Source organism: Nocardia yamanashiensis NBRC 100130 (genome assembly GCF_001613325.1).
GTDB classification, from domain to species: domain Bacteria; phylum Actinomycetota; class Actinomycetes; order Mycobacteriales; family Mycobacteriaceae; genus Nocardia; species Nocardia yamanashiensis.
The window spans coordinates 90,301-110,610 of record NZ_BDCD01000024.1; the positions used below are offsets into that span (position 1 = coordinate 90,301).

Annotated in this window: 22 protein-coding genes; 10 read left to right on the forward strand and 12 right to left on the reverse strand. The window is 68.2% G+C overall.

Features of this window, described 5'->3' with window-relative positions; translation table 11 throughout:
* Nucleotides 1-26: 26 nt before the first annotated feature.
* The 3 genes from NY1_RS28235 to NY1_RS28245 are packed head-to-tail and all read right to left on the reverse strand — an operon-like array spanning nucleotide 27 to nucleotide 2,917.
* Nucleotides 27-1,079, reverse strand: coding sequence for a DUF8320 family protein (locus NY1_RS28235; RefSeq protein WP_157762517.1), 1,053 nt, complete (start codon nucleotides 1,077-1,079; stop codon nucleotides 27-29).
* Complete coding sequence (locus tag NY1_RS28240) at nucleotides 1,076-2,239, reverse strand: sensor histidine kinase (protein WP_157762518.1); 1,164 nt, start codon at nucleotides 2,237-2,239, stop codon at nucleotides 1,076-1,078. The genes NY1_RS28235 and NY1_RS28240 overlap by 4 nt, the downstream gene beginning before the upstream one ends.
* 9 nt (nucleotides 2,240-2,248) lie before the next feature.
* Complete coding sequence (locus NY1_RS28245) at nucleotides 2,249-2,917, reverse strand: LuxR C-terminal-related transcriptional regulator (RefSeq protein ID WP_084535453.1); 669 nt, start codon at nucleotides 2,915-2,917, stop codon at nucleotides 2,249-2,251.
* Nucleotides 2,918-3,184: 267 nt separating this feature from the next.
* Between NY1_RS28245 and NY1_RS28250 the strand changes: the two genes are divergently transcribed.
* Nucleotides 3,185-4,123 (forward strand): 3-methyl-L-tyrosine peroxygenase-related protein, encoded by a 939-nt coding sequence (locus NY1_RS28250; protein ID WP_157762519.1) that lies wholly within the window; start codon nucleotides 3,185-3,187, stop codon nucleotides 4,121-4,123.
* Nucleotides 4,124-4,154: 31 nt separating this feature from the next.
* Here NY1_RS28250 and NY1_RS28255 read toward each other — a convergent pair whose 3' ends face one another.
* The 3 genes from NY1_RS28255 to NY1_RS28265 all read right to left on the reverse strand — a co-directional run bounded on the left by NY1_RS28255 (nucleotide 4,155) and on the right by NY1_RS28265 (nucleotide 7,074).
* Nucleotides 4,155-4,739 (reverse strand): TetR/AcrR family transcriptional regulator, encoded by a 585-nt coding sequence (locus NY1_RS28255; RefSeq protein WP_067719808.1) that lies wholly within the window; start codon nucleotides 4,737-4,739, stop codon nucleotides 4,155-4,157.
* Between the two features lie 17 nt (nucleotides 4,740-4,756).
* Entirely contained in the window at nucleotides 4,757-5,875 is a 1,119-nt protein-coding gene (locus NY1_RS28260; RefSeq protein ID WP_067719811.1) for an agmatine deiminase family protein, read from the reverse strand.
* A 119-nt stretch (nucleotides 5,876-5,994) separates the two neighbouring features.
* A complete protein-coding gene (locus tag NY1_RS28265) occupies nucleotides 5,995-7,074 on the reverse strand; it encodes an agmatine deiminase family protein (RefSeq protein WP_233434521.1) in 1,080 nt (359 codons plus the stop codon).
* A 254-nt stretch (nucleotides 7,075-7,328) separates the two neighbouring features.
* Between NY1_RS28265 and NY1_RS45180 the strand changes: the two genes are divergently transcribed.
* On the forward strand, nucleotides 7,329-8,084 hold the full coding sequence (locus NY1_RS45180) for a potassium channel family protein (protein ID WP_067719817.1): 756 nt from the start codon (nucleotides 7,329-7,331) through the stop codon (nucleotides 8,082-8,084).
* On the opposite strand, the gene NY1_RS28275 is transcribed toward NY1_RS45180, so the two are convergent.
* Nucleotides 8,081-8,488 carry an NAD(P)H-dependent oxidoreductase gene (locus NY1_RS28275; RefSeq protein WP_084535454.1) on the reverse strand — a complete coding sequence of 136 codons (408 nt, stop codon included), beginning with the start codon at nucleotides 8,486-8,488 and terminating at the stop codon, nucleotides 8,081-8,083. The two genes, NY1_RS45180 and NY1_RS28275, sit on opposite strands and share 4 nt — an antisense overlap.
* Nucleotides 8,489-8,491: 3 nt before the next feature.
* A complete protein-coding gene (locus tag NY1_RS28280) occupies nucleotides 8,492-8,905 on the reverse strand; it encodes a GtrA family protein (RefSeq protein ID WP_067719819.1) in 414 nt (137 codons plus the stop codon).
* Between the two features lie 157 nt (nucleotides 8,906-9,062).
* Here NY1_RS28280 and NY1_RS28285 point away from each other — a divergent pair, with 157 nt between their 5' ends.
* Nucleotides 9,063-9,251 carry a hypothetical protein gene (locus tag NY1_RS28285; protein WP_067719820.1) on the forward strand — a complete coding sequence of 63 codons (189 nt, stop codon included), beginning with the start codon at nucleotides 9,063-9,065 and terminating at the stop codon, nucleotides 9,249-9,251.
* Nucleotides 9,252-9,254: 3 nt separating this feature from the next.
* On the opposite strand, the gene NY1_RS28290 is transcribed toward NY1_RS28285, so the two are convergent.
* Nucleotides 9,255-9,635 carry a winged helix-turn-helix transcriptional regulator gene (locus tag NY1_RS28290; protein WP_067719821.1) on the reverse strand — a complete coding sequence of 127 codons (381 nt, stop codon included), beginning with the start codon at nucleotides 9,633-9,635 and terminating at the stop codon, nucleotides 9,255-9,257.
* Between the two features lie 69 nt (nucleotides 9,636-9,704).
* Here NY1_RS28290 and NY1_RS28295 point away from each other — a divergent pair, with 69 nt between their 5' ends.
* The 7 genes from NY1_RS28295 to NY1_RS28325 all read left to right on the forward strand — a co-directional run bounded on the left by NY1_RS28295 (nucleotide 9,705) and on the right by NY1_RS28325 (nucleotide 17,938).
* Entirely contained in the window at nucleotides 9,705-10,349 is a 645-nt protein-coding gene (locus NY1_RS28295) for a nitroreductase family protein (RefSeq protein WP_233434522.1), read from the forward strand.
* Nucleotides 10,350-10,503: 154 nt separating this feature from the next.
* Nucleotides 10,504-11,565, forward strand: a complete 1,062-nt coding sequence (gene pheS, locus NY1_RS28300; protein ID WP_067719822.1) for a phenylalanine--tRNA ligase subunit alpha — start codon at nucleotides 10,504-10,506, stop codon at nucleotides 11,563-11,565.
* 34 nt (nucleotides 11,566-11,599) lie between these two features.
* Nucleotides 11,600-14,101: a phenylalanine--tRNA ligase subunit beta gene (pheT, locus tag NY1_RS28305; protein WP_067719825.1), complete on the forward strand. Its 2,502-nt coding sequence runs from the start codon at nucleotides 11,600-11,602 to the stop codon at nucleotides 14,099-14,101.
* A 105-nt stretch (nucleotides 14,102-14,206) separates the two neighbouring features.
* Entirely contained in the window at nucleotides 14,207-15,583 is a 1,377-nt protein-coding gene (locus NY1_RS28310) for an MFS transporter (RefSeq protein ID WP_084535508.1), read from the forward strand.
* A 9-nt stretch (nucleotides 15,584-15,592) separates the two neighbouring features.
* Nucleotides 15,593-16,351: an alpha/beta hydrolase gene (locus tag NY1_RS28315; RefSeq protein ID WP_067719830.1), complete on the forward strand. Its 759-nt coding sequence runs from the start codon at nucleotides 15,593-15,595 to the stop codon at nucleotides 16,349-16,351.
* 9 nt (nucleotides 16,352-16,360) lie between these two features.
* A complete protein-coding gene (locus NY1_RS42210; RefSeq protein ID WP_084535456.1) occupies nucleotides 16,361-16,870 on the forward strand; it encodes a PspA/IM30 family protein in 510 nt (169 codons plus the stop codon).
* Between the two features lie 36 nt (nucleotides 16,871-16,906).
* Entirely contained in the window at nucleotides 16,907-17,938 is a 1,032-nt protein-coding gene (locus NY1_RS28325; protein ID WP_067719831.1) for a hypothetical protein, read from the forward strand.
* 60 nt (nucleotides 17,939-17,998) lie between these two features.
* Here the strand turns inward: NY1_RS28325 and NY1_RS28330 are convergent, their stop codons facing one another.
* Genes NY1_RS28330 through NY1_RS28340 form a run of 3 tightly spaced genes read right to left on the reverse strand, consistent with a single transcriptional unit; the run spans nucleotide 17,999 to nucleotide 20,237 of the window.
* Nucleotides 17,999-18,409, reverse strand: a complete 411-nt coding sequence (locus tag NY1_RS28330) for a RidA family protein (protein ID WP_067719832.1) — start codon at nucleotides 18,407-18,409, stop codon at nucleotides 17,999-18,001.
* Nucleotides 18,406-19,170 carry an IclR family transcriptional regulator gene (locus NY1_RS28335; RefSeq protein WP_067719833.1) on the reverse strand — a complete coding sequence of 255 codons (765 nt, stop codon included), beginning with the start codon at nucleotides 19,168-19,170 and terminating at the stop codon, nucleotides 18,406-18,408. The genes NY1_RS28330 and NY1_RS28335 overlap by 4 nt, the downstream gene beginning before the upstream one ends.
* On the reverse strand, nucleotides 19,167-20,237 hold the full coding sequence (locus tag NY1_RS28340) for a sugar kinase (RefSeq protein WP_084535458.1): 1,071 nt from the start codon (nucleotides 20,235-20,237) through the stop codon (nucleotides 19,167-19,169). The genes NY1_RS28335 and NY1_RS28340 overlap by 4 nt, the downstream gene beginning before the upstream one ends.
* Nucleotides 20,238-20,310 lie beyond the last annotated feature (73 nt).

The following is a 20,310-nucleotide window of genomic DNA, read 5'->3' on the forward strand; positions in this document are numbered from 1 at the left end:
CTGTCGAAACCGGCAGGGGCACCGGGCTATTCGACGCCCCGCACGATCGGGACCTTGGGGGTGCCGGACAGATCGAAGCTGACCTTGCGTACGGTGAGCGCGTTCGCCGCGCGGACGGTCGCGAGTTCGTCGCGCCCCCGGGGAACGGTCCGGATGATGATCTCGCCGTCCGCGGCCTCGTCCAGTTCGGCGGCGATGCCGCGCAGCAGCCGCTCGTGCACGTCCTCGTCCAATTCGTCGAGGTCGCCGTCGTCGAACATCTTGACCGCCACCCCGCGATTGCGCGCCGCGTCAGCGGCCGGGTTGACCATTTCGTGCACGAGCCCGCTGCCGCGCAGGATGGCCGACAGCTGCGATTCCAAAGCCTCGCACGCCCGGGCGTGATCGGGGCTGAGCTGGCGGCTGCCGTCCCCGATACGCTCGAGCAGCGGCCGGGCGACCTCGGCCAGCTCGTAGAGCCGCTTGTCGAGTTCCCGGCGGGTCCTGGCCGCCTTCTCGATCTGCCGGACCGCGGAGTCCTGCTGCGCCCGGGCGGCGAAGATCTTGGCCGCCGCCGGCCGGATCGTGTACGCGAACATGGTCGACATGGCCAGCGGACCGAGATTGGGCAGCGACAGGAACAGCGCGGCGAGCAGGCCTTGGCCGGTCGCCGTGGTCCAGACGGTCGTGACGAGAACGGTGGCGGCCATGGCGGTCACCGCGAAACCGGTGCGGCCGCGCACACACAGGAACGTCAGCATCAGGGTGTAGACGTTTGCCGGCCAGTTCTGGTGCGCATAGGTGATGGGCGGCGGGGTCAGCAGGACCAGTGCGGACGTGGCGGGGGCCGCGGCCGCGATCGCCAAGGCGGGGCGGGCCGGCAGCGGGTCGCCGCGCACTGCGAGCAATGCGATTCCGGCACACCAGAAGACGAGCACCGTCACGGCGGACTGCCATAGGTGCGTGTGCGTGTGCCCGACGGCGATGATCGCGGGGCCCGCGAGGCCGGCGCAGTAGAAGGCGAGGAGGGCGGCCGCGGCGGGGGTGTTCATCCCGAGCAGCGATCGGACATCCTCGGGTTGCCGTTCGGGCCCGTTCACGGAGCGACCCACAGCATTTCGACGGTGGTGCCGTGGCCCTTGCGGGAGTCGATGCGCAGCGTGCCGCCGATGGCGTCCACCTGGCGGGGGAGTCGTTGCAGACCCCAGCGGCGGCTCATCCGGGTGGTGTCGAATCCCTTGCCGTCGTCATCGACGGTCACGCCCAGCCGGCCCGGCCCGATCCGCAGCGTCACCGCCTGCTTCACCTCGGAACCGTTGTGCCGGAGGCTGTTTCCCACCGCCTCCTTCAGTACCAGGCCGGCGGTGCGGACCACGGCGGCGTCGAAGACGGCGGGCCGGCCGTCGAGAGCTGATTCCAGGATCAGCGGCAGTTCGTCGTCGAGCGTCACCAGCTTCTCCTCGAGGTAGGCGATGGCGGCGGCGCCCGTCATCGGTTCGTCGCCGGTCCGGGTGTGAATCTCGGCGAGCGCGCGCAGCGCTTCGTGCGCGTCGGCGGGGCTGGATCGCATGGCCATTCCGATCCGCAGACAGTGCATGACGTTGTCGTGCACTATGTTCGCGAACTGCTCCCGGTCGTCGTTGTAGGCGAGCACGGATTCGGCGTCGGCGCTCAATCGGATCGCCTCCTCGCGCGCGGCGTCGAGCAGGCGTCCGGTGCGGACGGCCCGCAGCGCGGCCGCGACGAAGGCGAGACAGAAACTGGTCGCGAAAATCCAGCTCATCCAGAAGGGTTCGGCGATCTCGGGGATCCGCTGCAGCCCGAGCAGCTGCACCTCGGTCACGACGACGATGGTGTATCCGATGACCCAGCGCGGTCGCCAGGTCAGCGCGGCCGCCATGGCGGCGAGTCCCGGAATATTGGTCAGGAAGGGCGGATCCGCCAGGAGTTCGCCCCGCCAGGCGACATACCAGGTGGACGCCGCGAGGAAGAAGCCGATGGCAGCCGCGCCCGCGGCCCGCTCCACGGCGCGTAGTTCGGCCAGGAACGCCGTCGCCAGCAGGACGACCGCCGGCCCGTAGACGGCGGTGAGCCCGAGCGGCATCCACCATGCGGCGAGATGCGCGCCTTCGGGCGCCAGCCGGGTGTAGAGCAGACCGAAATAGATCAGGTACCCGGTGGCGATGAAGATCGCGAAAAGGCGCAGCAACCGATCGCGGTCACTCGTTCGCCCCGCTTCCGAGGGGGTCCTGAATTTCATTGTCACCCTTCACCCGTCCCAGTCCTGGAAATAACCGTCGACGCGCGCCCGCGCGGCCAGATCGCCCTTCTTCCGCACTTCGAAACCGGCTTCGGTGTATTTGTCCTTGATTTTCGCGACGTACTTGCGGATGGTGTCGGGCGCCAGGTGCAGTTCGGTCGCGATATCTATCGCGGTGTCGCCGGAGGCGTACATGGCCAGCACTTTGCGTTCGCGTTCGGTGAGCTGCGGGATCAATTCCGCATCGGCGTCGAGGGCGGCGGCCCAATCGACCGAGGGTGCGGCCTGCCCGGTGACGGCGAGGCGCACTGCTTCGACGAGTTTGCCCGCAGGTTCGGTTTTGGTGATGACGCCGAGCACACCGGCTTTGGCGGCTTCCTGGACCAGGTAGCGCCGGTCGCGGGAGGTGTAGACCAGGACGTTGGCGATGCCCGCGTCCTTGAGTGCGCGGATGTTCTTCTTGGGCGTCGATTTGTCGGGTAGCCCTTGGAGATCCAGGATCACCAGGTCCAGTTCGGTTGTGACGGAGAGCAGTTCGGCCACCGTGTGACCGTCGGCGACCAGGCGCAGTTCCGGATATGGCTGGAAGAAGCCGTGCAATGCGGCGCGGGCCATCTCCAGATGATCTTCGACCAATCCGATTCGGTAGGTGGGGAATTCCGGTTCCATCGCGTTCATCGAAACCTTCCGAGCTGATGGAGTCACTCATAAAAGCGACCGGTCGGATAAAAGAGTCTGCGCGGACTGCCTGGATCAACTCTAGAAGGCGGCGGACCCGTGATACACCCCAAAATTTGGTATCTCCGCGGCGATACCGCGCGCACCACTCCCAAGAATTGGGAATGTTGCCGGGAAGGTGCCGATCGTAATCTGATACGCGGGAATTCGAAGACCTCGCGGCCGCTGCTCGCACGGCGCGATGGCTGTTCGGCGAAGGGAAGAACCGTGTCGCACACCACCGATTTCGAACCGGCGGTCCACCCGCGCCCGTCCGGTGCCGCCGCCACCATGCTGCGGTGCGCGGCCCGCGCGGCGCTGACCGCGCCGGCCGGTCCCTCGCCCGCCTACCTGGATGTGCTGTCCGAGGCGCGGCGTGCGGTGGGAGGGCTTGCGGTGCAATTGAATCGCGCGGTACGGGAATTCGCCCCCGCGGAGCGGATCCCGGATGCGGCGCAGTGTTTCGCCGCGGTGATCGACGACGTCCCGGCCGCGCGACTGCTACCGGAGGACGAGGCCGAACTCTACGAGTTCATCGCGCGGTTCATCGACCACGCCACCCGGAGCGTGACCGCCGCGGCGCGGCAGCGAGCGCCCGGCGACACGCTGCCGTGGCGGGCGGCGCCCGTGTCCTCGCTGGAACGCTGGCGGCGCGGCAATCAGCTCTACGCCCTCGCCAATCGGTCTGCGGCACAACATATCCGTATGGCCTCCGGTGCGTTGCTGGCCGGACCAGGTATCGCGGCGGCCGCCCTGACCGGTGCGGCGGCCGACGTGCGCGCGCTGACCGCGGCCATGTCCTACGCCGCGGCGATGCCGGTGCCGCGGTACGCGTCCGTGGTGCGCCCGGGCGCGGCTCGGCCCCGGTTGCGGTTCGAACCGGACGGGTCGATGAACCTCGATCACCGCGAGTATCGGGCCGCGATGGACGAACTGCTGTCCGATCTCGACCTGCGCACGGCCGAACTCCCGGCACCGGTCGCCGCGGCGTTCGGGCTGCTGCTCGATGCCGATCTACAGGATCTGGAACGGCGCATAGGCCTCACCCATCGGCTGGTGGGTTCGGTTGCGGCGCATGATCATCGGCCCGCGGTCCATGCGCTTCGCCTGGCGTACCGCCGGCGCGTGGACGCGTATCTGCCGTTCCTGTGCCCCGCACACGGGTAGCCGCGGGGCGATCGGGTGGTAGCGCCTGCGGTCAGGACGCGGGCGCCGTGCCCAGTTCGGCCGTGATCGCGCCCGCCAGCAGTTCGCGGGCGCGATCGAGGGCGAGGGAACCACTGTGCCAGCGCTCGGAGAGCCCTTCGATCAGTGCGGTGAGGCGTTCCGCCGCAGCGGTGGCATCGACCGTGCCGGTAATGGTTCCGGCGTCCTGGGCCGCGCGGATGAGTTCCGCGATATCGGAGTTCCAGCTGAGCGTGGTGGCGGTCAGCGGGGCCCGCAGGTCGGTGTTGAACACCGCGCTGGCGCGCAATTCGCCCCAGGCGATGGAGGTTTCGCGGACGTCGTCGCGGTCCTGCAATTCCGCCAGCAGCGTGGCCTCGAGCTGGGTGCGCGGGTCGGCGGCATCGATCCAGGCGTCGTCGGTGTAGGACTGGGCGCGGTGGTTGACGTGGGCGAGGGCGGCGTGCAGCACTCCCGAGCGATCTTTGAAGTGGTAGTAGATCAGTGCGGTGGAGACGCCGGCCTCGGTGGCGAGCTTGTCGATGCGCAGGCCGCGGACGCCGTCCTGGGCGATGACGCGGACGGCGGCTTCCAGAATCTGAGTGGCGCGGTCTGACACGGTTGTCACCTTATGGGTTAGTGGGCGGGCTCTTGCTGGGTGGTGCAGTGGATGCCGCCGCCACCGGCCGCGATGGCGTCGATGTTCAGCTGCACGATCTGCCGGTCGGGGAACAGGCGGGCCAGGGTGTCGTGGGCGGCGGCGTCGGCGGCCGCATCGCCGAATTCGGGGGCGATGACCGCGCCGTTGCAGACGTAGAAGTTGATGTAGCCGGCCGCGAAATCGTCGCCCGGGTTCGCGTAGCGCAGGTCGGTGGGCGCTTCCAGGGTTTCCACCTCCAGCGGGCGGCCCTGGGCGTCATTGGCGTTGTGCAGGATCTCGAGGTGGGTGCGGGTGATGTCGTAGTCGTAGGACTCCTCGTTGTTGTCCAGCCCGGCCACCACCACGCCCGGGCGGGCGAAGCGGGCGTAGAAGTCGGTGTGGCCGTCGGTGATGTCCTGACCGGCGATACCGGGCAGCCAGATCACCTTCCGGATGCCCAGCAGCCGGTCCAGTTCGGCTTCGACCTCGGGTTTCTTCCAGCCCGGATTGCGATTGGCGTTCAGCACACAGGATTCGGTGATGATCGCGGTGCCCTGCCCGTCGACCTCGATACCGCCGCCCTCGAGCACCAGATCGGTGTGCACGGTCCGCACGCCCGCCCGATCGTCCACGAACGCGGCGACCTTGGCGTCGCGCTTGTGCTTCTGCTTGCCGCCCCAGCCGTTGAAGTTGAAATCGACACCGCCCCAGCCGTTTTCGCCGCGCACGAACACCGGTCCGGTATCGCGCATCCACAGGTCGTCGATATCGGTGGCGATCAGCTCCACATTCGCGCCGCCGATCAAGCCGCGCGCCAGACCCATCTCGTCGGGCCGCACCAGCATCGACACCGGCTCGAAACGCGCGATGGCGACGGCGATACCGGCCAGATCGCGCCGCACCTGCGGCAGCAGTTCGTCGCCCCAGATCGGTTCGCTCGGGCCGAAAGCCATCCAGGTGCGCTTGTGCGGATCGCCTTCCTCCGGCATCGCCCAGCGGCTGCCGTCGCTTCCGGAACCGCCCGAATCGGACTCCGACAGATCGTCGCAGGCGGCGGCCAGCAGCCCGCCCACGGCTACCAGCAGGCTCGATTGCATGAATCGGCGTCGTTGCATCGCGTATCTCCTCACGTCTGTCAGGCCGCGTGCGGGCATCCCGAACGCTAGTCGCTGACTAACTTTTTGATCAAGAATGGTGAGACGGGTGTCTCGGCGCGCCCGGTCGCGGACGGGTGCTAGCGGGCGGGTTCCTGCTGGGTGGTGCAGTGGATGCCGCCGCCACCGGCCGCGATGGCATCGATGTTCAGCTGCACGACGCGCCGGTCCGGGAACAGTCGCGTCAGGCTCGACAGCGCCGCGTTGTCGGCCTGCGGATCGCCGAATTCCGGGGCGATGACCGCACCGTTGCAGACGTAGAAATTGATGTAACCGGCTGCGAAATCATCGGATTCGAACTGCGGCCGCACTCGCGACGGCCCGGCCAGCACCTCGACCCGCAGCCGCCGGCCCCGGGCGTCGGTGGCCTCGTGCAGGATCTCGAGATGCTGCCGGGTGACGTCGTAATCGAAGGAATCCGGATCGTTGTCGAGCCCCGCGACCACCACTCCCGGCCGCGCGAACCGCGCATAGAAGTCGGTGTGCCCGTCGGTGATGTCGTACCCCGCGATCCCCGGCAGCCAGATCACCTTCGAAATGCCCAGCAGATACGCGAGTTCCTCCTCCACGTCCTGCCGCTTCCATCCGGGATTGCGATTGCGATTCAGCACGCAGGACTCGGTGATGATCGCGGTGCCCTCGCCGTCGACCTCGAGCCCGCCGCCCTCCAGCACCAGATCGGTCTCGAGCGCCTCCACCCCGGCCCGCCCGCTGATCTGCCCCGCCACTTCCGCGTCCCGCCGATGCGACTGCTTGCCGCCCCACCCGTTGAAGTTGAAATCGATCCCGCCCCAACCGGATTCACCCCGCACGAACACCGCCCCGGTATCTCGCGCCCAGATATCGTCCAGCACCGCCTCGACCAGCTCCACCCCCGGCCCGGTCAGCTCCCGCGCGATCGCCATGTCCTCGGCCCGCACCAGCATCGACACCGGCTCGAACCGCGCGATCGCATTGGCGATATTCGCCAGATCCCGCTGCGCCTGCGGCAGCAACTTCCGCCCCCACACCCGCTCGGTAGCCCCGAACGCCATCCACGTCCGCGCATGCGGCTCCCCCTCCTCAGGCATCACCCACCGCCGCTCATCCTCCCCACCCTCACTCCCCAGAATCCCATCGATGATCGCCCAGCCCCGATCCAACAATCCACGTCTGCCCATTTTCCCGATCCTCGCTTCCCATGCTCTCGGCCGAATCTCGAATCGATCACGAACACTGAGGTCAGCGACCGATCGGCAACCCCAAACTACCTCTGACTAAAAATTTGGTCAAACACTGTGTGTGGTGTCACGTGAAAGGCCGACGACGGGTGGTCATTGAGACCCGCATTCTGGAAACTATTATGTACTACGCCTATAAACACTGTTCAAGCACGGTTTTTGAGCCTGTTTGACGGTATCGACAGAGGAGGCTCGTGCTAGACGCCGATACCGCTCCCGTTCGCACCCGCCGCCTGGCGTGGGAACGGGCGACCGCCATCCCGCTCGCGGTGCTGGCGGTCTTGTTCCTCGGTTCCTATGCCTGGCAGGTGCTCGATCACGGCCTGCATCCGGCTCTGGAACGCTGGCTGGGCCGAGCCGATCTGCTCATTTGGGCGTTGTTCGTGGCCGACTATCTGATGCGCCTGTATCTCTCGACCGCGCGCTCGCGATTCGTCCGGCGAAACTGGCTGGATCTGATCATGATCGCTATTCCGCCGCTGCGCCCGCTCCGATTGCTGCGCGCGGCCGTGCTGGTGGTCGATGCCGTCGATCGGCAGACGCGTTTCCGGGCGCGCACACGCATGTCGGTTTTCGTCGGCGTCACCTCGGTGCTGCTCATGGTGCTGTGCAGTCTGGCCATGTACGACGCCGAACGTGGCGCGCCGGGCGGCACCATCCAGAATTTCGGGGACGCGGCCTGGTGGTCCGTCGTCTCGGTGACCACGGTCGGGTACGGCGACTTCTACCCGGTGACGGTCGAGGGCCGCCTCGTCGCGCTGGTCCTGCTCACCTTCGGCATCGCCCTGATCTCCTTCGCCATCGGCACCACCACCAGCTGGGTCGTCGAGAAACTGCGTTCGCTCGACGCGGGCGCGGACCGGACGGATCGCGAACTCGGGGAGCTGCTCGCCGAAATCTGCACGCTGCGAGCCGAAATCGGGGAATTGCGAGAAGAGCGGCGCGGCTAGGCGGCCAGGAGGCGGAGGGCTTCGGCGATCTTGGCTTTTACTTCGGTGTCGGCGGGGGTGGGGGCGGGGCCGAACAGGTGGCCGGCGCTGCCTACCGCGAGGCAGGCGCCTTCGACGACTGTGCCGCCGGCGATGCCGACTATGACGCGGAGTTCTTCGAGGGCGCGGGCGCCGCCGCGCCGGCCGGTGGAGAGGCCGATGATGGCGATTCGCTTGCCTGCCAAGGCGCCTCGGCCGTAGGGGCGGGAGGTCCAGTCGATGGCGTTCTTGAGGACGGCGGGGAGGGAGCCGTTGTATTCGGGGGTGATCATGAGGACGGCATCGGCGGTGGTGACGGCTTCGCGCAGGCGGGTGGCGGTGGGCGGGACCGGCGGGGGCGACTGGCTATGCGAACGGTAGCCGATGGGTCAGAAGACGAAGCCGCGCAGCGCGATGAAGCGCAGGCCGCCGACTGCGGCCATGATGCCGATGACGGCGGTGGACTGGGCCAGTTCGCTCAGGCCGGGGGCCCAGGAGCCCAGGCCGGCCAGGGCGCCGGTGCTGATCAGGAGGCCGATCAGGGCCAGGCCGCCGCCTTCGTATTGGGCCTTGAACCAGCCGACGCGGCCGGCGGCGTTGAAAGTGAGTTTGCGGTGCAGCTCGTTGGCGATGACGGTGCTGACGATGGAGCCGGCGGTGTTGGCGACCAGGGGGCCGATGCCGTTCATGGACATGAACAGCAGGACGTAGGCGACATTGCTGGATCCGCCGACCAGGGCGAAGCGGATCAACTGGGCGAAGACGTGGTCGCCGCGCAGGTAGCGGATTGCCGTGCTGTTCATGAGGACCACTGTCGGCGGGGGCGCTTACAGCGGACTGACATTGTGCTGACATCGGCGCTGACAGCGGGGGATCCGCCGGTCAGGGGGCGTAACGGACCGGCCGGGAGGCCGATGCAGAGGGCATCGAGGGGCGGGCGATCTACGGCGGGTGAGCGGTATGCGTGGGCGATGGCGGCTGGTGCGGCCGATTCTGGGTGCGATGGCGGCCGCGGCGCTGGTCACCGCCGGACTGCTGGCGTTCGATTACAGCGAACCGCAGGAGCCGGCGGGCAATTTCACGGTGCCGCTCGCGCCCTACACCACGGTGACGTCGACGACGCCGCACTGGCTGGACGCCGGGAACTGAACGTCAGGCCGAGGCCGCGGCACGCGCCTGCTCGATCTCGTTGATGTGCTCCTCGGTCCACATGCGCAATGCCGTGATCGGTTCGGCGAGGCTGCGGCCCAGCGCGGTGAGTTCGTATTCGACGCGCGGCGGAATAGTGGGATGCACTGTGCGCGTGAGGAATCCGTCGGCCTCCAGGGTGCGCAGAGTTTGGGTGAGCATCTTCTGCGAGACGCCGCCGATGCGCCGCGACAGATCGGTGTAGCGCATGGTGCCCTGGGCGAGCAGGGCATCGATGACGAGGACGGTCCATTTGCCCGCGATGTGGTCGAGGACCTGACGGGTGGGGCATTTGGGGGAGTAGCAGTCGGCGGGCAGGCCGGAGGATTCGACGACCGTGGTCATACTCGAGAGAGTAGCGCACTAATTAGTGCCTTCTTCCCGAACGAACGTCACTCTCCAATAGTTAGTGGCATGAACACGATGACAGTCGCCGAAGCCATCCGCACCCGCCGGACCGTCCGGCACTACCGCCCCGATCCCGTAGCCGCCGCCGATCTGGAGACCTTGCTCGAACTGGCCATGGAAGCGCCGTCCAGCTGGAACCTGCAGGACCGCTCGATCGTGGTGGTGCGCGATCCGGCCGGTCGAGAAGGGTTGACATGGGCCACCGACGGCCAGCCTCAGCCCCAAGAAGCGCCGGTCATGCTGGTGTTTGTCGCGGAACCCCAAGCGTGGCAAGCGGATCGGAGCGATGTGTTCGAAACCGCACGGAACAATCACGCCTGGAACGAGGAGTTCATCGCCGGCTTCTCGGCCGCCTCCACCGAGTTCCAGCAGCAGCTGGCTGAACGCGGGCTGCTGCGCGAATACGCGGTGAAGGACGCCATGCTCGCCGCCGCCTATGTGATGCTCGCCGCCACCGCACTCGGTCTCGCCACCTCACCCATGAACGGCTGGGACGAAACCCGGGTGAAGAAGGTGATCGGTATAGAAGGACGCGACGACCTGTCCATCGCCCTGCTCATGTCGGTCGGCTACCCCGCCGAAACCCGGATTCACCCCGGTCGCCGCCCGCTCACCCGCACCGTGCACCACGAGCGCTACCGCACCGCCTGACCGCCCGCCGCCGCGCGCACCACGCCGGAAGGTGCGCGCGGCCTGCGGAAATCCAGGTGAAGCGGGCTGATTACAAGGCTTACGATGCGACCAGCAAGAATGGGAGCCAGGCAATCCGCCTGACCCATACCGCCCAGGGGAGAGACGAAGCATCGTGGCCGACGATATCGACCGTGCCGAGCAGACCGCGGCCTTGAGCGAGGAATCGCTCGCCGCTGCCGCGGAAGCCGCCGAGAAGGCGTTTGCCGCCGCCAGCACCCTGGACGAGCTGGCGGCCGCGAAAACCGAGTACATGGGCGGTAAGTCGCCGATCTCCCTGGCGCAGCGCTCGCTCGGCACCCTCCCCAAGGAGGAGAAGGCCGAGGCCGGCAAGCGCGTGAACGTGGCCCGCGGGCGCGTGTCCTCGGCCTACGAGACCCGCCAGGCCGAGCTGCTCACCGAGCGCGACGCGGCGGTGCTGGTCGCGGAGGCCATCGACGTGACGGTGACCGCGCGGCGGGAACCGGTCGGCGCGCGGCATCCCATCGCGGTGCTGTCGGAGCGGGTCGCGGACGTCTTCGTGGCGATGGGCTGGGAGGTCGCCGAAGGTCCCGAGGTCGAGACCGAGCACTTCAATTTCGACGCCCTGAACTTCCTGCCGGATCATCCGGCGCGCACCATGCAGGACACCTTCCACATCGCGCCGGAGGGTTCGCGCCAGGTGCTGCGTACCCACACCTCGCCGGTGCAGGTGCGGTCCATGCTGTCGCGCGAGCTGCCCATCTATGTGGTGTGCCCGGGCCGGACCTTCCGCACCGATGAGCTGGACGCCACCCACACCCCGGTGTTCTCGCAGGTCGAGGGCCTGGCCATCGACAAGGGCCTGACCATGGCCCACCTCAAGGGCACCCTGGACGCGTTCGCGCGCGCCCTGTTCGGCCCGAACACCACCACCCGCATGCGGCCCAGCTTCTTCCCCTTCACCGAACCGTCCGCCGAGGTGGACGTGTGGTTCGAGGACAAGAAGGGCGGCCCGGGCTGGGTCGAGTGGGGCGGCTGCGGCATGGTGAACCCGAAGGTGCTCATCGCCTCGGGCATCGACCCCGAGGTGTACAGCGGTTTCGCGTTCGGCATGGGCCTGGAGCGCACCCTGCAGTTCCGCAACGGCCTGTCCGATATGCGCGACATCGTCGAGGGCGATGTGCGTTTCACCGTGCCGTTCGGCATCCAAGCCTGACCCGACCCTTCGATACGAGGAAGCGAAACGTCAAGTGCGAGTAGCGCAATCCTGGCTGACCGAAATCCTGCAGCGCACCACCCCCGGCTGGTCGGTGACGCCGGAGGAGCTCGACGCCGGTTTCGTCCGGGTCGGGCTGGAAGTCGAAGAGGTCGATCCGGTGACCCCGATCGGCGGCGAGATCGACAAGCCGTTAGTGGTCGGGCGGGTGCTGGAGATCACCGAGCTGACCGAGTTCAAGAAGCCCATCCGCTTCTGCAAGGTCGACGTCGGCAATCCGGAACCGCAGGAGATCGTCTGCGGCGCCCGGAATTTCGCGGTCGGCGACCTGGTCGTCGTGGTGCTGCCGGGCGGTGAGCTGCCCGGCGGTTTCAAGATCTCCTCGCGGAAGACCTACGGGCACACCAGCAATGGCATGATCTGCTCGGTCGCCGAACTCGGCATCGGCAAGGATCACTCCGGCATCCTGGTGCTGGAGCCGGGCACCGCCGAACCGGGCGCGGACGCCAATGTGGTGCTGGGCCTGGACGATACGGTCATCGAACTGGCCATCACCCCCGACCGCGGGTACGCCTTCTCGGCGCGTGGCCTGGCCCGGGAGCTGGCCTGCGGGTTCGACCTGGAGTACAGCGATCCGGCCGTGCGCCTGCTGCCGGACTCGGAGACCGAAGCCTGGCCTGTGAAGATCGAACCGGAGTCGCTGTGCACCCGTTTCGCGGTGCGCCGGGTCACCGGGATCGATCCGAAGGCCGTGTCGCCGTGGTGGTTGCAGCGCCGGCTGCTGCTGTCGGGCGTGCGTCCCATCTCCCCGGCCGTCGACGTCACCAACTACGTGATGCTCGAGCTGGGCCAGCCGCTGCACGCCTTCGACGCCGCCAAGGTGCGCGGCGGGTTCGTGGTGCGGCGCGCCAACAAGGGCGAGACCCTGCGCACCCTCGACGAGGCCGAGCGCACCCTGGACGCCGAGGACGTGGTGATCGCCGACGAGTCCGGCGTCATCTCCCTCGCCGGCATCATGGGCGGCGCCAGCACCGAGGTCGGCGCGGACTCGACCGACATCCTCCTCGAGGCCGCGACCTGGAACCCGGTCGCGGTGGCGCGCACCGCCCGCCGCCACAAGCTCGGCTCGGAGGCCAGCCGCCGCTTCGAACGCGTGGTGGACCCCGAGGTGAACCTGGCCGCACTGGACCGCGCCGCCACCCTGCTGGCCGAAATCGCCGGTGGCACCGTGGAATCCGTGCTCACCGACGTGCGCGTGCCCACCCCGGGCCCGCAGCCGATCAGCATGGACATCGACCTGGCCGACCGCACCGCGGGCGTGCAGTACGAGCGTGGCGCGGCCACTCGCCGCCTGCAGCAGGTCGGCTGCACCATCGAGGTCGGCGTCAGCGAGACCGGGCACGGTCAGCTGGTCGTCACCCCGCCCACCTGGCGGCCCGACCTGACCCAGCCCGCCGATCTGGTGGAGGAGGTGCTGCGCCTGGAAGGTCTGGACAAGATCCCGTCGGTGCTGCCCACCGCCCCGGCCGGACGCGGGCTGACCGCCGAACAGCGCCGCCGCCGGGCCATCAGCAAGGCCGTCGCCTTCGAAGGCTGCGTCGAGGTCCCGGCTCCGGTCTTCATGTCCGGCACCGTGTTCGACACCTGGGGCCTGGACGCCGACGATCCGCGCCGCAACACCATGCGCGTGCTCAACCCCCTCGACGTCGATCGCGCCGAGCTGTCCTCCACGCTGCTGCCGGGCCTGCTGGAGATCGCCGCGCGCAATATCTCGCGCGGTGAACGCGACCTCGCCATCTACGCCATCGGCCAGGTCACCCTGTCCACCGGCAAGACCGGCGCGGTCGCCCCGCTGCCCGTCGACCGCCGTCCCACCGAGGACGAGATCGGCGTGCTGCTGGATTCCCTTCCGCTGCAACCGGTCCGGATCGGCGCGGTGCTCACCGGCAAGCGCGAACCGCGCGGGCCGTGGGGTCCGGGCCGCGCCGTCGAGGCCGCCGACGCGTTCGCGCTGGTGGACGCCATCGGCGATGCCGCGGGCCTGACCATCGAACGGCGCGCGGTGGCGTACCTGCCATGGCATTCGGGCCGCGGCGCGGAGCTGCTGGTGGACGGCGTCGTCGTCGGCCACGCGGGCGAACTGCACCCGGCGGTGCTGGAGCGTTCGGGCCTGCCCCCGCGCACCTGCGCCATCGAACTCGACCTCGATGCCCTCCCGCTGCGCGAAGTCCGTCCGGCCCCGGTCATCTCGGCCTTCCCGGCGGTGCTGCAGGACGTGTCCATCAGCGTCGAGAAGACCGTCCCGGCCGCCGCCGTGGAAGCCGCCCTGCGCACCGGCGCGGGCGAACTCCTCGAGACCATCTCCCTGTTCGACGTCTACGAAGGCGCGCAGGCCGGCGAGGGCCGCAAATCCCTCACCTACGCCCTGCGTTTCCGCGCCACCGACCGGACGCTGACCGAGGACGAGGCCAGCGCGGCGCGGGACGCGGCAGTGGCGCAGGCCGCCGACACGGTCGGCGCGGTGCTGCGCGGCTGACGCCGGAACCGTTCGGGCACACCGGATTCGACACCCCGGTGATCACGGCACGCCACCGTGATCACCGGGTTTTCCGTTTCCGGCAGTCCAATTGGTGGGATGAATATGCCGGAAGGCTGTAAGCGGGCGCATAGCCGGGTGCAGAATACCGGGGTGGAAGCTGATGTGGTGGGGCGCGCGACGCTGCGCAAGGTGACCCTGCGGCTGGTGCCGTTCCTGGGGTTGCTGTATTTCGTGAACTATCTGGACCGGGTGAACATCGGCTTCGCCGGGCCGAACGGCATGAAGACCGATCTCGGTTTGAGCGAGACGGCGTTCGGGTTCGCCTCGGGGATCTTCTTCATCGGATACCTGCTGCTCGAGGTGCCGAGCAATCTGGCGCTGCACCGCTTCGGCGCGCGCCGCTGGATCGCCCGAATCCTGTTGACCTGGGGCATCATCGCCTCGGCCATGGCGTTCGTGCCCAACGGTACGACGCTGGTGGTGCTGCGGTTCCTGCTCGGCGTCGCCGAAGCCGGCTTCTTCCCCGGCATCCTGCTGTACCTGACCTATTGGTTCCCGCAACGGCATCGGGCGCGGATCGTGGCCCTGTTCATGACCGCCGTGCCGATCTCGACGGCGCTGGGCGCGACCCTGTCCAGCCTCATCCTGCAGTACGGCGACGGCGTCTTCGGCCTCACCGGCTGGCGATTCATGTTCCTGGTCGAGGGCCTGCCCTCGCTGGTGCTCGCGGCGGTCACCTGGTGGTATCTCACCGACCGCCCGGATCAGGCGAGCTGGCTCGAACCCGCCGAAAGGCAATGGCTGGCAGCCGAACTCGACGCCGAACAGGCGAAAGCCGAAGCGGCCGAACACTGGACGCTGCGCAAGGCGCTGACCCATCCGCGCATCCTCGGCCTCGCGCTGGTCTACGGCGGCATCGTCTACGGCTTGTACGCGCTCGGTTTCTTCCTGCCCACCATCATCAACGGCTTCCAGGAACAGTTCGGTACGCACTATTCGGTGGTGCAACGAGGCTTGATCAATGCCGTGCCCTACGTGATCGGCGCAGTGGTGATGGTCTGGTGGAGCCGCCACGGCGACCGCACCGGCGAACGCGCCTGGCACGTGGCGCTCCCCGCCTTGGCCGGCGGCCTGGCCATCCCGGTGACCCTCTATCTGGGCAACCCCTTCGCCGCCATGGTCGCCGTAACGGTGTGCGCCGTCGGTGTGCTCGCCGCCCTCCCGACCTTCTGGGCCCTGCCCAGCACTTTCCTGTCCGGAGCCGCGGCCGCGGGCGGCATCGCGCTGATCAACTCCATCGGCAATATCAGCGGTTTCGCCGCCCCGTACATCACCGGCTGGCTCAAGGACTGGACCGGCACCCAGAAGGCCGGGCTGTGGATGGTCGGCTTCGCCATGGTGGGTTCGGCGGTGGGCGTGCTGCTGCTGTGGCGCGGCACGCGGTCGAGCGGGGTCGGTGCGCGGGCCGAGGTGGGGTAGGAAAGGAGCATGCGGCATCCGGCTACTCCGATACTCAATGCGCTGACCTACCTTCCGGATCGGCGGATCGTGGCGACCCCGGAACAGTTCGGGGTGGGGTACGAGGACCTCATGCTGAGTACCGCCGATGGGGAGAGGATCAACGCCTGGTTCGTGCGGGCGGCGGGGAAACCGTTGGGGCACTTGCTGTTCGCGCACGGGAACGCGGGGAATATCGGGGACCGGTCGCCGGTGCTGGCGTTGTTGTCGGCGGTGGGGTTCGATGTGCTGGTCTTCGACTACCGGGGGTTCGGGCGGAGCAGCGGGCGGCCCAGTGAGGCGGGGACGTATCTGGATGCGCGGGCGGCGCGGGAGGCGTTGCTGGCGCGGCCGGGGGTCGACCCGGAACGGGTTGTGTACCTGGGGAAGTCGCTCGGCGGCGGGGTGATGACGGAGCTCGCGACCGTGCACCGGCCCGCCGGGCTGGTGCTCATGTCCACGTTCACCGGGCTGCGGGCGGCGGCGGGTGCGGTGTATCCGATCCTGCCGAAGGCGTTCGTGCCCGATGCCTATCCGTCGCTGAAGCGGATGCGCCAGGTCCGCTGCCCGGTGCTGATCATGCACGGCGAAGCCGATGAGATGCTGCCCGTGGCGATGGGCCGGGCCCTGTTCGCGGCCGCGCCGGAGCCCAAGGAATTGATTGTGTATCCGGGGGCCGGGCACAACGATCTGATCGGGATTCCGGGCTGGGCGGAAACCCTGGCGGCCTGGGTGGCCGGGCTTGCGTAGCCTGGCTGCATGAGCCATGCCGAGGGACTTGCTGCGGAACTGGGGAAGTTGTCGGATGCCGAGCTGGCCGCGGTGGTCGGGGCGGCGACGGATGGGCGGGCCGGGCTGGCGGCCCTGCACGAGGTGGCGCTGTCGGTGGCAGTGACCGTGGGTCATGCGCCGCATATCGATAATGTGATGCCTGCCACGCCCGCGCCCGCCGAGTCGTCACGCGCGCTGCTGACCGATACGTTCCAGCAGGTCGGGACGGGTCCGGTGGTCGATGCCGAGCTGGTACCGCCCGCGGGTATCCCGGTTGGGCCGGGGGCCGCGGGGTATGCGAACAACGGTGTCCCTACTTTCGAGTCAGTTCGCGATAAGGTCGAGCAGCGCTACGGCACCGCGCAGGGGATGAGCGAACTGGATTCGCAGACGCCGGTGGGTCGCAGCGTGGAGGAACAGTGGGACGCGCGGGAGAAAGCCGCGCGGGAGCGCCTGGAACAGATTCGGAAGTCGGTGCATCGCAACGACAAAGGCTGAGATCCGGGGCTCCGTCATATCGGATGGGTGGAAACTGTGACCGAGCCACGGGAAATCGCCGAACGGCTGCTCGACCTGCAGGTCGATTGGATCTTGTCGGAAGTGACCGGTGAGCGCTTCGCCGAGGTGATCGCGCGGGACACCGACGCCGTCATCGGCGTCGCCGACACCATCATCTTCCGCGACGTGGTCGAGATCGACCAGGCCAAGGCCACCGTCGCGACCATCATCGACCTGATCGGCGGCTCGCCGGTGCTGGGCGAGATGGTCGGCGCGCTGGCGCCGGCGCTGTACGACGAGATCGCCTCCAACAAGGACTACACCCTCGGCGACGTGGTCGAGCGCGAGCCGGTCGAACAACTGCTGGAGAAGATCTTCGGCATGCACCAGGCGCAGGAGCGCATTCTCGAGCGCCTCACCGAGAGCCCGCTCATCGCCACCGTGGCCGCCAAGTTCGTGGACAAGCTGGTCGACGATCTGATGGAAGCCAACAAGCAGATGGCCTCCAAGATCCCGGGCGTGGGTTCGCTGGTCTCCATGGGCACCAATGCCGCCAAGTCGGCGCGCAAGGCCGCGGAGAAGGCGGGTGGCACCTTCATCGGCGAAATGGCCGGTAAGGGAGCGCAATTCGCGCTCAAGCGGACCAACAACGCCATCCGCGACATGCTGCAGGACGCGCCCGTGCACGATGCGGCCATGGAGTTCTGGGATCTGCACGCCGGGGAGCCGGTCGCGGGTCTGCGCGAATACCTCTCGCAGCAGGACCTGAAGGATCTGGCGCTGATCATCTACCGGATCGCGCTGACCACGCGCGAGAAGGAGTACTTCGGCGTGCTGGTGGATCAGGGCGTGGAGGTGTTCTTCGAGAAGTACGGCGATCACACCCTCGCGGCCATGCTGCCGGAGCTGGGGCTGTCGGGCGAGGCCATCTCGAACGAGATCCTGCGCTACGGCCCGGCCGTGGTGGAGGCCGCCAAGCGGAACGGCGTGCTGGCCAAGCTGGTCCGGGAGCGGCTGGAGCCGTTCTACCTGTCGGAGCCGGTGCTCGCGGCCATCGCCGGGAAGTAGTTCGATACGACACTGGGCCGCGCTCCTGAAAAGGAGTGCGGCCCAGTTGCTTTCAAGGAATCAGCTCTCGACGATGGCGATGCCGTCGATCTCCACCAGCATCTCCTCGCGCGGCAGCCCGGTGAAAACCGTGGTGCGGCTGGGCAATACGCCGCCCGGCGTGGTGTGCTCGGTCACGAACTTCCCGTACGCCTCGTTCATGATCGGGAAGTCCTCACGCTTGGTGAGATACACCCGCAGCATCACCACGTCGTCGAAGCTCGCCCCGCCCGCCTCGACGATCGCCTTCACGTTTTCGAGGGTCCGGATCGTCTGCGCCGCGACATCGCCCGGGAACAGGTATTCGCTGGTCGCCGGATCCACCGGCCCCTGCCCGGATACCTGCACGAACGGCCCCTTGCGCACGCCTTGGGAGAAGGTGTGGGCGGGCGCGGGTGCGTTCTCGGTGCGGATGGCGATCTTCTCGGTCATGCGTTGCCTTTCTCGGGGCTCGGGCTCCAGCCGAGCTCGGTGGATACGGCCTCGCCCGTCGCCCGCACGCGGGGCAGCAGGCCGAGGACCTGGTCGTGATCGAGCAGCATGTCCGGCACCGACATGGACAGCGCGGCGACGACCGCGCCGGTGCCATTGCGAATCGGGACGGCCACGCAGTTGATGAAGCTCTCGTGCTCCTCGTGGTCCTCGGCGAAGCCTTGGGACGCAACGAGTTCCAGCTCCGCGAGGTACTGCTGGGGATCGCGGATGGTGCGTTCGGTGAATTTGCGATAGTCGAGCCGCTGGGCGATGCCCGCCCACTGCTCGCGGGGTAGCCCGGCCACCAGTATCTTGCCGACGGCCGTGCAGTGCAGGGCGGCGGGGCGGCCGATGCGGGAGTACATGCGCACGCTGTGGGTGGCGTCGAGCTTGTCGATGTACACGGCTTCACCGGATTCGTAGGTGGCCAGGTGCACGGTCTGCCCGGTGTCGTGGTTCAGCGCGGCCAGATGCGGGCGCGCGATGGTGCGCACGTCGCGGCCCTCGAGGGAGTGATTGGCGAGTTCGAAGAGCCGGGTGCCGAGCCGGTAGCGGTGTTCGCTGTCGTGGGTGACGAAGCGTTCGGCCTCCATGGTCTGCAGCAGGCGCAGCACGGTGGATTTGTGCACGCCGAGCGTAACCGCCAGCTGGTCCAGGGATTTCGGCTCCTCGCCGAGCTGCACGAGGAGGGTGAGGGCGCGCTGGAGACTCTGGCTCATGAGGGGACATTCTCGGGTACGGCCGCGAAGGTGCGGTAATGCATGCCCGCCCATTCCGCGGCGGTGACAGCGGCCAGGGATTCCAGCAGGGCCAGGGGCGGCAGTTCGGCGACGTCGCCGGTGCCGGTGAGGGCGGCGGCGGCGCACAGGTGGCCGAAGCGCAGCAGTTGTTCGTGCGGGCGGTTCTGCAATAGGGCAGCCAGGTAGCCGCCCGCGAAAGCGTCTCCCGCGCCGATTCTTTCGGTGACCTCGAGGGTGAGCGCGGGGACCTCCAGGCGTTCGGCGCCGAGGAATCCGGTGACCGAATGCTTGTCGTTCTTGACGATGAGATGCCGGGGTTCGGGGAAGGCCGCGCGCAGCTGGTCGGCGTCCTCCAGGCCGAAGACGGCGAGGGCCTCGTCCGCGCCCAGGAAGACCACGTCGCTGCCGCGGATATGGTCGGCCAGGATCTCGGCGGCCACCGCCGTGCGCCGATCCCACAGTGCCGGACGGTAATTCAGGTCGAAGCTGATCAGCCGCCCGTCGCGCGGATGCGCCAGCAGCGCTTCGGTGAGCGCGGTGGCGCTCGGCGACAACGCGGTGGTGATACCGGTGAAGTGCACCAGCCTCGCCCCGCTGATCAATGCGTGCGCCGCTTCGAGATCGGCGGGGGAGAGGGCGCTGGCGGCGGAACCGGTGCGGTAGTACAGCATTCGGCTCGCGCCGGCGGCCAGATCGTGCGGCCGTCCGGATCCGCTGCCGCGTTCCTTCACGTAGACGGCGGTCGGCCGCGCCGGATCGACGGTCACCGCGGAGGTGTCCACGCCCCGTTCCGCGAGCTGTCGCACCAGGTATCGCCCGAACCCGTCGTCACCCACCCGCGACACCCACGCCGTGGGCACCCCCAATTGGGTCAGCACCCCCGCCACATTCGCCTCGGCTCCCGCCGCCCCGCGCTCGAACACCGGCGAGTCCTCCAGGGGCCCGGGACGCGCGATCAACACCGCGAGCCCCTCGCCCACGGTGACGGCCTGCGCGGTCGGCTGGATCACACCGATCTCCTTCGAATGCTTGCGGGTTTCGGACATTACGTGCAGACTAACCACGAGAAACACGATGTGCAACAAGCGTTGCAAATTATGCAATGCAGGTTTGCTCTGA